The following is a 16134-nucleotide window of genomic DNA, read 5'->3' as shown; positions in this document are numbered from 1 at the left end:
CAGAAACAGGTAACTGGATTGATTATTTGCCGGCTATATGCTTCTGCATACGCGGCCGGTTAAACAGGTGAATCGGGTTTGTGTATGAATTTTATCCGAAAAAATAGCCTAACTGTAGCTGGTCTTGTTACCATCCTGGTCAGCGTGCTGGTAATTACCGGCTGGGTGCTGCATATTCCCCTGCTTACATCAGTATCCCCCGATTTCATTTCTATGAAATTTAATACTGCTATTTGTTTCCTCTTCACGGGAATTGCCTTACTGATGATTGGGGAAAAAAGTGGCAGAAAGGCTTGTGTCGTCTGCCTTATCATAGTTACCCTGATTGCTGTACTCACACTGATTGAATATATATTTTCTGTTAACATAGGGATAGATGAACTTTTCTGGACAGAGGGTCCCGGAACACCCTACACGGTTTATCCGGGCAGGCCCAGCGCACTAACGGTTGTTAATTTTCTGCTCCTGAGTTTTGTATTATTCAGTATCCGTAACAGAAAAATATTTGTACTTAGCTGGACTGCACTCTTCATTTCCCTTTTAATTGCAGCCGTTTCCGTCATCAGCTATTTTTTTGGAAATCCTGAATTGATCAGTATTCCTTCCCTTACTGTTCTTGCATTGCATACTGCCTTGCTGTTTCTGGTCATCTGCGCGGGTATTTATTATTCGATTTTTTTTCACCGAACAGCCCTTTCCTTTCAGCGAAGAATGATCAGTGGCTTTCTGGTGATCGCTTTCGTGATTCTGCTGGTGCTGTATCTGGATAATAAAACAGATAAGCAGGTTGATAAAACGGCTGATCTCATTCTAAACAATACAGAAAGCATTGTTCTGGCGGATGATATTATTGCTACTCTTACCCGGATGGAATCTGGTGTGCGTGGATACATGCTGATACGCGACTCCTCTTTTCTCAGCCCAACTATAGAAGAAAAGAATATATTGAAAAAGCGTCTGGAACAATTAAAATACCATGTTGCCAGGCACCCCCACCAGCAACTGCGCATGGATACCCTGTCGGCACTGGTAGCAAACCGTATCATTCTACTCGATTCCTCTTTACTCCTTTCTGGAAGGCAGGTTTCTTTACAAAACAACCTTAGGAACATTCTTGTTCGAACCCCTGTTTTAATGAACCGGATTATCGCTGTATTGAATGATCTCAAAAAAAAGGAACAGGAACTGGTGGATGAAGTACAAGCCAAAACCAATAAGCAAAATGCCAATGCCAACAATGCAATCCTGTTTCTGGGGTTTACCATTTTGGCCATTTTTCTATCGCTTATTCAATTGATTTTCCGTACCATCAAAGCACGTGCCAATGCAGAAGAGAATGCTTTGCAACTGGCAGCTACGCTGGAGCAAAAAGTGAAGCAACGGACTGCACAGCTGGACATGGCAAATGTACAGCTACACCGGTTGGCTGTACATTTACAGGATAAACGTGAGGATGAACAAAAGCAACTATCGCGTGAAGTAAATGATGAAATCGGACAGCTGGCATCTGCTGTAAAAATGGATATCGACTGGTTGGCCCTGCATGTAACCGATCCTGATCCGAAAGTGAGTAAACGGATTGGTAATGCGAGTAAGATTCTGCAAACCCTGATTAATGATGTTCGTAAAATCGCATCTTCGCTTCGGCCTGTAATGATTGATGAACTGGGACTGAATGCATCTATCAAATGGCTTTGCGAACAGTTTACCAAAACAAGTGGCGTTACCGCTGTATTTACTGAAGAGATGGATGATGCCGGCATTTCGCAACAGATCCGAACAGAACTGTTCAGGATCTGCCAGGAATCATTGACCAATATAACCAAACATGCACAAGCCAAAGAAGTAACCGTAAGGCTTTGGAAAACCAATGGCAGTATAGAATTAACCATTACAGATGATGGCAATGGGTTTGATGCCGTACATGATTCAGACCGGCTGGGTTTGATAAGCATCAGGGAAAGAGCGCTGGCTGTTAATGGCTCGTTGGAGATAAAAGCCGGGCATGGAAAGGGAACGGTTGTTCGGGTAAGAATTCCTGCCGCCTGAATACTGCTTTGATTCCGGAACCAACTTTACTTAGTTTTGCCTCACCATTCATTACCGTATGCTGTATATAAAACGATATTCCACACAATGGATCCTGCTGTTAATATGGCCAATAGTAGTAACTGCATCTACTCCTGTTAATTCGCCGGATTTTTCCTGTGTGGCACCTGCCGGATCCGGTTTTCAGGATAGTATCAGGATAATGACCTATAATGTACACCACTGTAATCCTCCCGGTAAAGCAACGCAGGGTGTGATTGATATCTCGGCTATTGTAAAAGCGATCCGCAGCCAGCAGCCGGATCTGGTGGCTTTACAGGAGATTGATGTAAATACCACCCGTTCAGGTAAAGAAATCAACGAAGCGGCGGCCATTGCAGAAGCCCTAGGTATGTATTTTTATTTTGGCAAAGCTATTGATTATGGCGGAGGTGGGTATGGAGTTGCCATCCTTTCCCGATACCCTCTCTCCGAAACCCGTACCCAATGGTTATCAAAGCAGGCAGATCCCAAAACCGAACGCAGAGCACTGGCCACGGCAAGGGTAACCATACCAGGTGGTAAACAGATCCGTTTTGCGAGTACCCATCTCGATGTAGAGAATGCTGCTAACCGTTTATTACAGGTGCAGCAGATTGCCGAAACCGCCCGGCAGGATTCGATCCCCTTTATACTGGGTGGAGATCTGAACGATAGGCCAGGCAGTCAGCCACTATCGCTTCTCGCTACACAATTACAGCTTACCTGCGATCCCTGTATGCCTACTTTTCCGCAGGATCTTCCCACAGAAGTGATTGATTTTATCGCTTTCTCTCCCAAAACAACCGCTAAAGTAATCAGTCATTTTGTAGTGCCCGAAACCTATGCTTCTGATCACCGGCCCTTGATGGCGGTATTATTGTTCCGGTAAACAAAAAAACAGTAGCCGTTTGCACCGAAATACCCCTGTTACTATTTCAGGCTGTATGTAGGCTGTTTTTGTTTTATTATATTTTATATTTAGAAATTGTTTGCATTAATTGGAACAACATGTTTACCCATGCTACGAAAATTCCGCTTCCCTGTCTGCCAACAAAGAGATTATCTTCCCTGCGATTGGATGAAGCTTATGCCAATCGCGACGCCGCAGGGAACAGGAAGTTTTTACAGCAAAATAGGCAGAGTGGATTTTTGCCTGATTAACTCAAACAGCTGCTTTAACTGCTGTACCGGTTTGTGATGGGGGCAGTGTAAAAGAAACCGGAGCAATTGTTGAATGTATGGCAGGCAGATATATTTTCACCAGTACAACTTACTTATGAAACAAGTCTTCATTTTATTGTTTTCCGTTTTCTGCAGCAATGCGGTATTGGCCCAACCGGCCCACCAGGTAAAAAACCTGAAGATCACGATACTCAGTACCATGCTGGCCCAAAAAGGAATGGGCGAATGGGGTTTTGCTGCCCTCGTAGAAGCCGATTCAGCAAAAATTCTCTTTGATGCCGGCAGCCACGAAAAAACCGTACTGGAGAACAGCAAACTTTTGAATATTGATCTTTCACAGGTTCCACGTTTTGTGATCAGTCATAATCACTGGGATCATACCATTGGCTGGATGCCGCTGCGTAACGAAATCAGCCGTACTAACCAACAGGCATTGTCTGTTACCCATGTAGGCAAAGGAATATTCGATACACGCCTGACAGAAACAGGGGAAGATGAAACCAAAATGCAGCAGGATTCAGCCTTGTATGTACAATCTGGCGGAAAAATCATTACCCATGCTTCTTTTACCGAAATTTCACCGGGCATCTATGTAACAGGGCCTGTAGCCAGAAAATATCCTGAAAAAAATTACGACCAGCGCTGGCAGAAAAAAGATGCGGCAGGTAAAACAGTGGGCGATATTGTTCCGGAAGACATGTCGCTGATTATCCGTACAGCAAAGGGGCTGGTACTTTTATCCGGTTGCGGACATTCCGGTATCATTAATACCATTACCCAGGCGCGCGATCACCTGCAACTGGAAACAGTATATGCGGCTATTGGCGGTTTTCATTTGTTACAGAACAGCGATGAGCAGATCCGCTGGACGGCTGATGAACTCAAAAAAGCGGGCATCCGTTATTTTATGGGAGCCCATTGTACAGGTATAGAGCCGGTATACCAGATCAGGGAATGGGCCGGATTAAAAAGAGGAGAATCAGTGGTTGGGTCTGTGGGGGCTACTTTCGACCTGGTGAAAGGTTTTACACCCGGGGCATTGGCGAGATAATAAGGATCGAATCATTTTATAATACCGTGTCTCAACCGGTGATCCCGGAAAGCTGTAACCAGGATCACAGTGGTATATCTTTTTCTTCTTCTTCGCAGAAAATATGTCCGACAAAACAATAGCTGTTCATGGGGCTCCTAGCTGCGGATACTATATAGGCTCAAGCACTGTTTATAATGTTGATTCATGCACGCCTGCATTAATCAGATTTTCTTATAGGTAAACACGATCCTCCGTGTTGTTATTATTGACCACGTAGTTACAATCGGCATAGCTGTGAAACATACCAATTTCTGGAATGAAAACTGGAACAGTTTTATGGCTTAAGTTGATTGTATGCTTTCATTTAGTGGTTTTTGTATTCAATGCACTTTATGAAATTGTTATTTCTGTAATTGTTGTTCATATTTAGTTAACCTTATCATAATACCCTTCCGTATGTTAAGCAAATCAAAAAAGAGTTATTTGCACAAAAAATTAAAATGAAAAAAGAACTAACGCTTTTGATTTTAATTTCATTTTTCAGTTGCACTGTTGCTTATGCACAGACTGTGATTAAAGGTGAAGTTAAAAATGAAAGATCTGAACCATTGGGAGGTGTGTCTGTGTTAATTGAGAATACCGGTTTAAAAATGAAGAAGACAACCGTTACCGGCCCTGATGGTGTTTTTGTACTCTCTAACCTCACAAAATCCGTTACTTACAGGCTTAGTTTTTCTTATGTAGGGTATGCTACTAAAGTAATTGAGAATGTAGTTACCGATAATGACAGATTACTCTCCATTACCCTGGCTCCTGCCAAATCAGAACTGGACGATATTGTGGTAGTAGCCTATTCTACCCAAAAGAAAGTAAATCTTACCGGTGCCGTAGACCAGGTATCGGGTAAGGTGCTGGAAAACCGTTCCATGTCCAACTTTTCGCAGGGTATTCAGGGTTTTATTCCCAACCTGAACCTGGTAATGGGCGATGGTAAACCTACCCAGTCTCCTGCCTATAATATCAGAGGTAATACTTCCATCGGACAGGGTGGAAGTGCACTGATCCTCATTGATGGAGTGGTAGGAGATCCTGCTCTGCTGAATCCGAACGATGTGGCCAACGTAACAGTTCTGAAAGATGCAGCATCTGCCGCAATTTACGGAGCAAGAGGTGCTTTTGGTGTGGTATTGATCACTACCAAAAATCCTACCAAGGGCAAAACAAGCATTACGTATTCTTCCAATTATTCCAGTAAGTCACCGATTGTGCGTCCGGATTATGTTACCAACGGATATACTTTTGCCAGAATCTTTAACGATGCCTGGAGTGCCTGGAACGATTATTCCCAGTTTCCGCAGAACGTGAACAAAACCGTTAAATTTTCTCAGGCCTATCTGGCAGAATTCAAGAAACGTAACGACGACCCTTCTTTGCCTAAAGTAGAAGTGGATGCAAACGGTGAATATGTGTACTATGGCAATACGGATTGGTACGATATCCTCTATAAGAGAAACACATTGGCGGTAGATCACAATATCTCTATCAGCGGAAGCAGTGATAAAGCAAGCTTTATGATCACCGGCCGCTATTATGGTCAGGATGGATTGTTCCGATACAATTCTGATGATTATAAAATGTACAATTTCCGGGCAAAAGGAACCATCCAGGTATTACCATGGTTGCGTTTTGAAAACAATGCGGATTATGCCAGTATGCAGTATCACAATCCGTTGAATGTGGGTGAAGGAGGTGGTATCTGGCGGAATATTTCAGATGAAGGACATGAAATGTCTCCCTTATTCAACCCCGATGGGAACCTGTCTTATTCTGCCGCATATACAGTAGGTGATTTTGTATATGGGAAAAACGGTATCGATTTTGATAAACGTACCCTGCGTAACAGAATTGGTTTTGTTTCTGAATTCTTCGATAATACTTTCCGTATCAAAGGGGATTTTACTATCCAGAATATCGATGACAATTCCAAAACCGTGCGTGTTCCGGTTCCGTATAGCCGTAAACCGAATGTGGTGGAATATATTGGTACTACTACCAATGATATTGCAAACAGCTACACAGAAACCCAGTACCTCGCTACCAATATTTACACTGAGTATGAGAATAAGTTTGCAGAAAAACATTATTTTAAACTACTGGCCGGTTTTAACAGCGAACAGTCTACTTACAAAGGACTCACTACCAGCCGTAATGGACTGATCTATGACAATGTGCAGAGTATTAACCTCGCATTGGGAACGGCGATTACTACGGCCGGCCCTTACGAACAGTGGGGGGTACGTGGTGGATTCTTCAGGCTGAACTATGGCTTTGACGACAGATACCTGCTGGAAGTGAATGGCCGTTACGATGGCTCTTCCAAATTTCCCAGCGATAAACGCTATGCTTTCTTCCCCTCCGTATCCGGCGGCTGGAGGGTATCTAAAGAACCTTACTGGAAAGTATCCCGAAACATTATTTCCGACCTGAAAGTACGGGCATCTTACGGCTCTTTGGGTAACGGTAATATTGCTTCGTACGCGTTTATGGAACAGTTCGGTATCAGTCAGTCGGGCCGGGTACTGGGAGGTATCCGTCCGCAAACCACCGGACAACCTTCTGTGTTGCCTGATAACCTTACCTGGGAAAAAGCCACTACTACCGATATCGGTGTAGACGCTTCTTTCCTGCGAAATAAACTGACACTGAGTTTTGACTGGTATGTGAGAAATACGACGGATATGTTTACAAATGGTCCAACACTGCCAGCTGTATTCGGTACCAGCGTGCCAAAAGGCAACTATGCCGATCTGCGAACCAAAGGCTGGGAAGTAGTGGCATCATGGAGAGATAATATTTCTGTAGCGCACAAACCCTTCAACTATGGTATCAGGTTATCGTTATCCGATTACCAGTCGGTGATTACCAAATACAATAACCCTACCCAATTGCTGAGTGATTATTACGTGGGTCAGCAACTGGGAGAAATCTGGGGTTATGTAACCGATGGTTTCTTTACGGCTGCCAATATCGGCGAAGCCTCCAAACAGTCTTTGATCAAGAGCTCCAATTCCGGAACTACGATGATCGGGGATGTAAAGTTTCTTGACCTGAACGGTGATGGTGTGATTAACACAGGCGCAAACACCGTTGCCAACCCGGGCGATCGCCGCATTATCGGTAATGCACAACCCCGCTACTCTTTTGGTGCCTTATTTGATTTTGACTGGAATAACTTTTTCTTCAGTGCTTTCTTTCAGGGGGTAGGTAAACAAAGTTGGTGGCCCGGTGCAGAAGCAGATGCATTCTGGGGGCCTTACAACAGGCCTTATAACCGCGTACCAACAGAAATGGTGGATAAGATCTGGTCTGAAGCCAATCCCAATACCTATTTCCCCCGGTTGAGAGGATATATTGCGCAGGGTACCGGACGTTCATTAAACGTAACACAAACCCAATACCTGCAGAATGTAGCGTATATCCGTTTAAAGAATATACAGCTGGGGTATAACCTTCCCCAATCCCTGATTGGCCGTTTAAAACTGAGCCAGGCCAAAGTATATGTTTCGGCAGATAATGTATGGACCTACTCGCCTATGTATAAGATTACACACAATCTTGATGTGGAAAATATCCAGGGATCAGACAGGGTGCTGACCAATGGGGGCAACGGAAACGGGCAGAATTATCCCATCCTGAAAGGATGGACAGTAGGAATTACCATCGGCTTATAATTGATCATCATTCATTAATTCAGATATGAAAAAGATACTTTTCTCCATAAGTGTAATAACAGTGCTGTTGGCTGGCTGTAAAAAACTTGACCAGGAACCTCAGGCCACAGCTTCTAAAAGCGCGGTATTCGGTAATGAAAAAGGATTACAGTTGTATGTAGCTTCTTTCTACAATAACCTTCCATCCGGTAACGATGTGGTTAGGGCAGATGCCATGAGCGATTATGGCGCCAGAACAGATGTGCCTGCTTTTCTGACGGCAAATGGCTTTACCGCGCTGCAAAGCTCAGGGTGGAGCTGGTCTCCCCTCAGGAACATTAATTATTTTATCGAAAACTGTACAGATCCTGCTGTGCCCGCAGGGGTTCGTCAGAACTATATCGCTATTGCCCGTTTTTTCCGTGCTTTGTTTTATTTCGATAAAGTACAGCGTTTTGGCGATGTGCCCTGGTATGGGAAAACCATCGACATTGCAGATTCTGCTACTTTGTATAAAGCAAGAGACCCGCGTGCACTGGTAATGGACTCTGTGCTGGCTGATCTTGACTTTGCTGCCAGTAATATCACGGCTACCGATCCTACACGCAGTATGATCACCAAATATGTGGCACTGGCGTATAAATCCAGGATCTGTTTGTTTGAAGGAACCTTCCGGAAATACCACGGTGGAACAGGTGGCCTTACCAGCGCAATTGCATCAACCGCAGACCAGTGGTTGCAGCAGGCGGTTGCCGCGGCAGATAAAGTAATGACCGAAGGCGGTTTTAAACTGAATACGGCCAATGGTACGGATCTGTCTTACAGACAATTATTCATCAGCAAACAACCGGTTACTACCGAAGTTATACTCTCGAATGTGGTAGATGCCACCCTGAATGTATTGAACGATGCCAACTGGTACTGGACCTCGGCCACTTATGGCTCGCGCCTCAGCTTTACAAGAACCTTTGTAAATACATACCTTAACACAGATGGCACACCTTTTACCGCTACAGCCGGCTACCAGACAAAAGTATTTGCCGATGAGGTAAAGAACCGCGACAAACGTTTACAACAGACCATCCGTGTAGGAAATTATAAAAGGATCAACGGTGGCGCACCTGAAGCTGCTCCTCCGGTATTCTCTTATACCTATACAGGATACCAGCCCATTAAATGGTGTTTGGATGATGTGTATTTTGATGGAGGAACCCGCAACGATAATTCTATTTCTCTGATCAGGTACGCAGAAGTATTACTGAACTATGCCGAAGCCAAAGCAGAGTTGGGTACGTTTACAGATGCTGACTGGGCCAAAACAATTGGTGCTTTACGGGCCAGGGCGGGTATTACCGGAGGGTTAACCACCAGGCCCACACTGGCAGATACTTATCTGCAAACAAATTATTTTCCCGGTATTACGGATCCTTCACTACTGGAGATCAGGCGCGAGCGCGGTATTGAACTGGCCTGGGAAGGTCTGCGTTTTGCCGATCTGCTGCGCTGGAAAAGAGGCGACCTGCTTACCCAACCGTGGAACGGGTTTTATGTGCCTGCGCTTAATGTACCGATGGACCTGAATGAAGACGGAAAAAATGATGTATTGTTTTACAGTGGTACGGCACCCGCGGCAATTGCGGGGGTAACTTTTATCAATGTATCAGCTACGCTTTCCAATGGATCGGTTAATCCGCAAAAACTGAGTGGCGGTAATTCAGGCGAAATTACCTGGCTGAATAATGCCGTTAGAAAATGGGAAGATAAAAAATACCTGTATCCCATACCTACTGCAGACCTGCTGATTAATCCAAAGCTGGGGCAGAACCCGGGCTGGTAATTTCCTTGTTGATAACGGATGTACCGGAAAGAAAAGGAAACAGGGTACACAACCCTGTTTCCTTTTCTTCTGTTTGCTGAAAATATAAACAGGTAGTCAATAACCGATACAACACCTGTATTGTACCATTTTTATACCATACACCCATGAAAAAAATAATCGTCATTGCCGCATGTATGTTGATAAACCTGTTGGCAGTGCAGGCGCAACAGATCACTATCGGCACATTCAATCTCCGTTACGATAATCCCGGCGATACGGGTAATCTCTGGAAAGACCGCGCCCCCATTGCAGCTGCCCTGATCCGGTTTCATGGCTTTGATATTGTTGGAACACAGGAAGGATTACGCAACCAGCTGGACGACCTGCAGAAAGATCTTCCGGAGTACAGTTTTTATGGAATTGGCAGGGATGATGGAAGATCAAAAGGCGAACATTCTGCGATCTTCTACAAAAAAGAGAAGTATGACCTGCAGCAGAGCGGCGATTTCTGGTTATCGGAAACCCCGGAAAAACCCGGTTTTGGATGGGATGCCAGGATTAACCGGATCTGTTCATGGGTAAAACTGCGCGACAGGAGAACTACAAAAAGCTTTTATGTTTTTAATGTTCACTACGACCACCGGGGTGTACAGGCCCGTGTGGAAAGCAGTAAACTGCTTGTTCGTAAAATAGAAGAGATTGCCAGGGGTGAGGCCGTGATCCTTACAGGAGATTTTAACGGCAACCATCAAAGTGAGTGGTACCGGTTTATACAGAATGGCACTTTGTTAAAAGATGCTTTGTGGCAGGTAGATCATCCTTACAGGAATAACGGAAGTTTTAATAGTTTCAAAACCGGGAACCCTTCAGAAGATATCATCGATCATATTTTTCTGTCGAAGCATTTTACAGCAACAAGGTATGGTGTGCTTACCGATACCTATCACGGTAAATTTCCTTCAGATCATTATCCTGTACTGGCAGGTATAGAACTGAAATAAAAGGAAAAGGAATCAGTCATATCTGATCAAAGGTTCCGGCAGAAGCTTCTGCCGGAACTTTTTGTTTAGGGATGCTAAGATACTGGTAAGCGAAAAGATGCCTATTTTCAGGGCAAAATAACACCTGATGAAAGCTACCCATCCCGATCCCCGGCTGATCTCTTTCAGATCGCTGGTGCAGGCAATCGGTTGGTTAAGTGTATTACTACCTGCGGCTATGTTGGTGGGTAATTACCTGTTTGGAAGTTGTAAAGCCATTCAGGATTCTGTAAGTGATTATTATTATACTGTTACCGGTGATCTGCTGGTGGGCATTTTATGCGCAGTGGCTTTGTTCCTGATCTCTTACAAAGGGTATCCCGGCGACCGGTTGGATAGTATCTTATCTACGCTGGCAGGGTTACTGGCATTGGGCGTGGCATTTTTCCCCACCAACGAAACCAGTGCCGATAGTTGTGCCATCATTCACCTGCCGCTGAATGAACTACGTAATAACCTGCACAATGTATTTTCTGCTGCTTTGTTCCTGGTACTCGCTGCCATCTCCCTGTTCCAGTTTACCAAAAGCAGAGGTGTTACCATTACCCCCCGGAAAAAACAGCGCAACCATGTTTATCGGATCTGTGGTGTGGCTATGCTGGTCTGTATTGTGTTGCTGGCCCTGTACACCAATACCAGGGATACCATGCCCTGGCTGAAACCCTACAAACCTGTTTTCTGGTTCGAGTCGGGTGCCCTCTTCGCCTTCGGGATCTCCTGGCTGGTAAAGGGTGGGTTGTTTTTGCGGGATAAATAATAATAGTAACGTCTTGTGCTATCGGATAATTCAAAATTTGTTGGTGCCGAGCGAAGGCGAGGGCAGACGAGGGTAGACAAAATGATGCGTTGGCAGAAGAAAAAGCAGTCCCGCCATCGGCGGGATAAAAGGGAAGGGGCTCCCGCCGGTAGCGGGACCGTGAGCGAAAAAAATCCTGACTATCAGGGTGATTTTTAATGGCACAATACATTAATAGTAGTATTGCCCCTCTGCCGGAATATCCGGTTGTAAGAATTAAGGTATTTTCCCCATAGCCGCAACTTCCTCTGCAGGAGGGGAATAACAGGGAGAGTAGGCCCGGGTTGCCAACCTGTTTTCTGGTCTTTTTATATTTCCTGATGTTCTCTTGAATGGATGACTGGAATGGGTAATCGGTAAGTTCTAAAAGTTACCAGTAGTTAACAATCAGGCCTGGATGCTTTACAGGAAATCGCTGATCATTCCTGCTAACCTCTTTATGTATTGTTTTTCAGGAAGATGTCATTTTACAAGTTAGAAGATGAGATGCAGCCCTTATGTAACATTTGTTACATAAGGCTCTGCTGGTTCTCTTTTTTTTCTATTCTCTGAAGTTTGCTGATAAAAGTCATGTATCAACAAAGTAATTATCATGAAAGCGGACATGCGCGGTAACGAGTTTTACACTTTCATAATACAGTAATAAAATCAACAAATGAAAAATCTTATCATTCTCGGAGCCGGTACTGCAGGTACGATGATGGCAAATCACCTGCACCATCAGTTAAAATCACCAGATTGGCAGATATCTGTTATTGATGAACGCGAAGAACATCATTATCAGCCAGGGTATCTTTTTCTTCCGTTTGATATATATACGCCGGAAGATATCATAAAAACCATAGAGGAATTTATACCCAAAGACGTAAAACTTCTCAAACAAAAGATCAGCCGGATTGTGCCAACAGAAAACAAAGTACAGCTCGCAAATGGCGATGAATTGGCTTATGATGTTCTGATTATTGCCACCGGCGCAAAAATTGCTCCTGAAGAAACAGAAGGAATGAAAGGTTCCGAGTGGCATAAATCTGTTTTTGATTTTTACACTTTTGAAGGGTCTCTGGCTTTGCGTAATAAATTGAGAGACTGGCAAGGGGGTAAACTGGTGATTCATATTACCGAAATGCCCATCAAGTGCCCGGTAGCCCCACTGGAGTTTTCGTTCCTGGCGGATTCTTTTTTTAAACACAAACACATGCGTGATAAAGTGGAGATCACTTATGTAACTCCGCTAAGTGGTGCTTTTACCAAACCCAAAGCCACGGAAGCACTGGAACACCTGCTGCATGAAAAGGGAATCCATATTGAAAGTGATTTTGCTATCGAGCATGTAGACAACGAAAAGAAAGAGATTGTGGATTATGGAGGAAGAAGGATCCCCTTTGATATCCTGGTAACCGTACCCACCAACAAAGGAGATGCTTTACTTGAAAGGTCCGGCATGGGTGATGACCTGAACTATGTGCCAACACATAAAGCCACCCTGCAATCCAAAGAGTATGCCAACATTTTTGTGTTGGGAGATGCCAGTAATATCCCAGCCTCAAAAGCGGGTTCTGTTGCCCACTTTGAAGCGGAAATTTTAACAGATAATATCCTCCGGTATGTAAAAGGAGAACCCCTGCTGGAAGAGTTTGACGGACATGCCAACTGTTTTATCGAAACCGGCAATGGCAAAGCATTGCTGATCGATTTCAATTATACACACGAGCCCGTTGAAGGAAGCTTCCCGTTTGCAGGTATCGGCCCGTTACGGTTACTTAAAGAGAGCAGGATGAACCATATGGGCAAACTAGCTTTCAGATGGATTTATTGGAATGTATTACTTAAGGGAACACATATTCCGTTTGTGTCTGCAACCATGTCGGAAAGCGGCAAAAAATTCGATTAATCATTTTATTATCTAATTATCTAAACATTAAAATAACAGGTTATGGAAAAGTTAATAGCAGGTAAATCAATTACCGTAAACGAAGAAGGTTACCTGACAGATTTCAGTCAGTGGGATACAACTGTTGGAGAAACATTGGCAGCTGAAGCTGAGATCACTTTAACTCCGCGGCATTGGGAAGTTATCAAATATCTGCAGGATGAACATAAAAACCAGGTAGCCCTCAGTATCAGGCGCATTGGGAAAAGCGGCCTCGTAGATATTAAAGAGTTCTACCAGCTATTTCCTGTTGCGCCATTAAAGACGGCCACAAAGATTGCCGGTATACCCAAACCCGCAAGTTGTATCTAACAAAAATAAAATTTGTCAATTATGAATGAGAATAAGAAAACTATTAAAAAGATGATGATCATCTTATCAAAAGGAACACTGGAAAACGTTTATGCTGCTTTTGTGCTGGCCAACGGAGCCCGTATGGAAGGTATAGAAGCGGAAATGTTCTTTACTTTTTTTGGTTTGGAAGCTATTCACAAAAAGAAACTCGAACACCTGCATGTAGCTACCGTAGGTAATCCTGCCATGCATATGCCAACCATGTTAGGAGGTTTGCCGGGTATGGAAGCCCTGGCCAGTGCCATGATGAAAAAGGAAATGGAAAAAATTGACATGCCGGATGTACATGAATTCCTGGATATCCTGACGGCTTCGGGCGTAAAATTATGGGCATGTAAATTGGCAATGGATATGTTCCATTATAAAAGAGAAGATCTGTACGATGGCATTGACGCAGTGATCACCGTAGGTGACTTTTATAAGCAAAGTGAGGGTGAAGGCGTACATATGCTCTTTGTATAAAACAGCGATCGTAAGATAACGTAACACACGCATTGTTATACCTGTTTCCGCAAACGGATAAATTCATGTTTTCCATAAACTGCCAGGCCGTATCTCAAACAGAAAGTAATTCTTTAGCGCGATGATTCGTGATGCAAAGAGAAAGCCGGTATGACATACAATTCTCGTGAAGAACATTTAACAAACATTCATTTCACAGACATGCAGGTTAAAATTACAATTATGAAAAAGATAATCATTACAATGGGCTTTGGTATATTACCTTTTCTTTTATTAGCGCAGACCGGGCATATCATGCAAGGCATCGGTGCAACCAATATGTCAATGGGTGGTGCCGCAACGGCGCAGCCAATTGATATTAACGGTGCTTTACAATGGAACCCCGCATCCATATCGGCATTTAGTACAAAACAGTTTTCCTTTAATGCCGGATTATTTTTCTCCTCACCGGCTTTATCATCAACAGCCCCCACGTCCGGTGGTCCTTTTACCGGGTTAACCAAAGATGCAAGAGGTGTTTCGGTAATGCCGGCACTGGCCATGGTTTGGGGCAATAAAAAGGGTAAACATACTTTTGGCGTATCCGCATTTGGTATCAGCGGTTTTGGCGTAAATTTTCCTGAGAACAACTCGAACCCGATCAGTATGCCTCAGAGCGAAGGAGGTTTTGGACAGATCAAATCTGATTACCAATTGCTGCAGGTAGGAATTACCTATGCGTATAAAATTGATGAACACTGGTCAGTTGGCCTGGCACCTACTTTTAATTATTCATCACTTGAACTGGCACCCAATCCGCTTTCTTCTCCCAGTTCAACCCTGGGTTATCCTGTAAGTAATAAAGCAAGTGCTTTGGGTATTGGCGGACAGGTTGGTGTTTTTTACAATTCAGGAAAGGGAATCAAACTGGGAGCTTCTTATAAAACACCACAATACTTTGGCGAATTTGATTTTAAGAATACTTACCTGAATGGAACAGCTGCTCCGAACGTAACATTCAAAATGAATTATCCAGCCATTTTATCGGCTGGCATAGGATATTCCATGAACCAGTTTGACCTGGCGGTAGATTACCGGTTTGTAAATTATGCCAACACAGCAGGTTTTGCCGCAAAAGGCTGGACCAGTACCGCATCGGTAGCCGGATTTGGCTGGAAGAATATATCCATTGTTTCAGCCGGTATCCAGTACAAAGGCATACAGAAATTGCCTTTACGGGTGGGGTATACCTACAGCTCAAATCCCATAAACAGTGAGCTGGCTTTTTTCTCTACGCCTGCAACCGCCATTATTAAAAATGGATTCCAGTTTGGATTGGGATATGAAGTTACAGCCAGATTTACGTTGAATGCAATGTACCATCATGGATCAAGCGGCGGCTCTACCAGTGGCCCCTTATTAAACCCGATGATGGTAACAGCCACGAACCCTTATGGTGCTATTCCTAACAGTAATGTTTCTTACAAAATGACGACAGATCTCGTTATGCTGGGGATCAACTATACCTTCTGATCAAACTAACAAAAAGTACATGCAAAATGCCGTACCCCGTGCGGCATTTTGCATGTATGGCAGAAAGCAGGAAAAGGAACTGACTGCTGTCAGGAGACACCTGCAGAGAAGGGAAGAGAATCAGCTGAATATATTTCGGAAAGTACAAGTGAGTGACACAACCCCAGCCGCCCCAAGCCGGGTAGCCGGCATAAAAAAGCCCGCCTTTGCAAATGCTTCGGCAGGC

Annotated in this window: 11 protein-coding genes; all 11 read left to right on the top strand. The window is 44.0% G+C overall.

Annotated elements, in window-relative coordinates; genetic code table 11:
• The first annotated feature begins 84 nt into the window (after window positions 1-84).
• The 11 genes from AC1RNB_RS06115 to AC1RNB_RS06065 all read left to right on the top strand — a co-directional run bounded on the left by AC1RNB_RS06115 (window position 85) and on the right by AC1RNB_RS06065 (window position 15908).
• Window positions 85-2049: a sensor histidine kinase gene (locus AC1RNB_RS06115; RefSeq protein ID WP_493081611.1), complete on the top strand. Its 1965-nt coding sequence runs from the start codon at window positions 85-87 to the stop codon at window positions 2047-2049.
• A 58-nt stretch (window positions 2050-2107) separates the two neighbouring features.
• Window positions 2108-2959: an endonuclease/exonuclease/phosphatase family protein gene (locus tag AC1RNB_RS06110; protein WP_493081610.1), complete on the top strand. Its 852-nt coding sequence runs from the start codon at window positions 2108-2110 to the stop codon at window positions 2957-2959.
• A 387-nt stretch (window positions 2960-3346) separates the two neighbouring features.
• Entirely contained in the window at window positions 3347-4303 is a 957-nt protein-coding gene (locus AC1RNB_RS06105) for an MBL fold metallo-hydrolase (RefSeq protein ID WP_493081608.1), read from the top strand.
• A gap of 482 nt (window positions 4304-4785) precedes the next feature.
• The gene (locus AC1RNB_RS06100; RefSeq protein WP_493081606.1) at window positions 4786-8016 is read left to right on the top strand and encodes a SusC/RagA family TonB-linked outer membrane protein; all 3231 of its coding nucleotides are present in this window, start codon (window positions 4786-4788) and stop codon (window positions 8014-8016) included.
• Window positions 8017-8041: 25 nt separating this feature from the next.
• Window positions 8042-9832, top strand: coding sequence for a RagB/SusD family nutrient uptake outer membrane protein (locus tag AC1RNB_RS06095; protein WP_493081605.1), 1791 nt, complete (start codon window positions 8042-8044; stop codon window positions 9830-9832).
• Between the two features lie 146 nt (window positions 9833-9978).
• On the top strand, window positions 9979-10815 hold the full coding sequence (locus tag AC1RNB_RS06090; RefSeq protein WP_493081604.1) for an endonuclease/exonuclease/phosphatase family protein: 837 nt from the start codon (window positions 9979-9981) through the stop codon (window positions 10813-10815).
• 127 nt (window positions 10816-10942) lie between these two features.
• Entirely contained in the window at window positions 10943-11611 is a 669-nt protein-coding gene (locus AC1RNB_RS06085) for a hypothetical protein (RefSeq protein WP_493081602.1), read from the top strand.
• Between the two features lie 694 nt (window positions 11612-12305).
• Complete coding sequence (gene sqr, locus AC1RNB_RS06080; RefSeq protein ID WP_493081601.1) at window positions 12306-13541, top strand: type III sulfide quinone reductase, selenoprotein subtype; 1236 nt, start codon at window positions 12306-12308, stop codon at window positions 13539-13541.
• 42 nt (window positions 13542-13583) lie between these two features.
• On the top strand, window positions 13584-13892 hold the full coding sequence (locus AC1RNB_RS06075; protein WP_493081600.1) for a TusE/DsrC/DsvC family sulfur relay protein: 309 nt from the start codon (window positions 13584-13586) through the stop codon (window positions 13890-13892).
• Between the two features lie 21 nt (window positions 13893-13913).
• The gene (locus AC1RNB_RS06070) at window positions 13914-14396 is read left to right on the top strand and encodes a DsrE/DsrF/DrsH-like family protein (RefSeq protein ID WP_493081598.1); all 483 of its coding nucleotides are present in this window, start codon (window positions 13914-13916) and stop codon (window positions 14394-14396) included.
• A 222-nt stretch (window positions 14397-14618) separates the two neighbouring features.
• Window positions 14619-15908: an OmpP1/FadL family transporter gene (locus tag AC1RNB_RS06065; protein ID WP_493081596.1), complete on the top strand. Its 1290-nt coding sequence runs from the start codon at window positions 14619-14621 to the stop codon at window positions 15906-15908.
• The last annotated feature ends 226 nt before the right edge of the window (window positions 15909-16134 follow it).

The sequence above is a fragment of the Sediminibacterium sp. GW821-FHT12F12 genome (assembly GCF_058806635.1).
The sequence above is the reverse complement of the archived record's forward strand: the minus strand, read 5'-3'. Positions and strand labels throughout refer to the sequence as shown.

Coding starts and splice junctions, on each gene's coding strand:
- AC1RNB_RS06115 (WP_493081611.1), top strand. CDS start 85: ATGAATTTTATCCGAAAAAATAGCCTAACTGTAGCTGGTCTTGTTACC.
- AC1RNB_RS06110 (WP_493081610.1), top strand. CDS start 2,108: ATGCTGTATATAAAACGATATTCCACACAATGGATCCTGCTGTTAATA.
- AC1RNB_RS06105 (WP_493081608.1), top strand. CDS start 3,347: ATGAAACAAGTCTTCATTTTATTGTTTTCCGTTTTCTGCAGCAATGCG.
- AC1RNB_RS06100 (WP_493081606.1), top strand. CDS start 4,786: ATGAAAAAAGAACTAACGCTTTTGATTTTAATTTCATTTTTCAGTTGC.
- AC1RNB_RS06095 (WP_493081605.1), top strand. CDS start 8,042: ATGAAAAAGATACTTTTCTCCATAAGTGTAATAACAGTGCTGTTGGCT.
- AC1RNB_RS06090 (WP_493081604.1), top strand. CDS start 9,979: ATGAAAAAAATAATCGTCATTGCCGCATGTATGTTGATAAACCTGTTG.
- AC1RNB_RS06085 (WP_493081602.1), top strand. CDS start 10,943: ATGAAAGCTACCCATCCCGATCCCCGGCTGATCTCTTTCAGATCGCTG.
- sqr (WP_493081601.1), top strand. CDS start 12,306: ATGAAAAATCTTATCATTCTCGGAGCCGGTACTGCAGGTACGATGATG.
- AC1RNB_RS06075 (WP_493081600.1), top strand. CDS start 13,584: ATGGAAAAGTTAATAGCAGGTAAATCAATTACCGTAAACGAAGAAGGT.
- AC1RNB_RS06070 (WP_493081598.1), top strand. CDS start 13,914: ATGAATGAGAATAAGAAAACTATTAAAAAGATGATGATCATCTTATCA.
- AC1RNB_RS06065 (WP_493081596.1), top strand. CDS start 14,619: ATGAAAAAGATAATCATTACAATGGGCTTTGGTATATTACCTTTTCTT.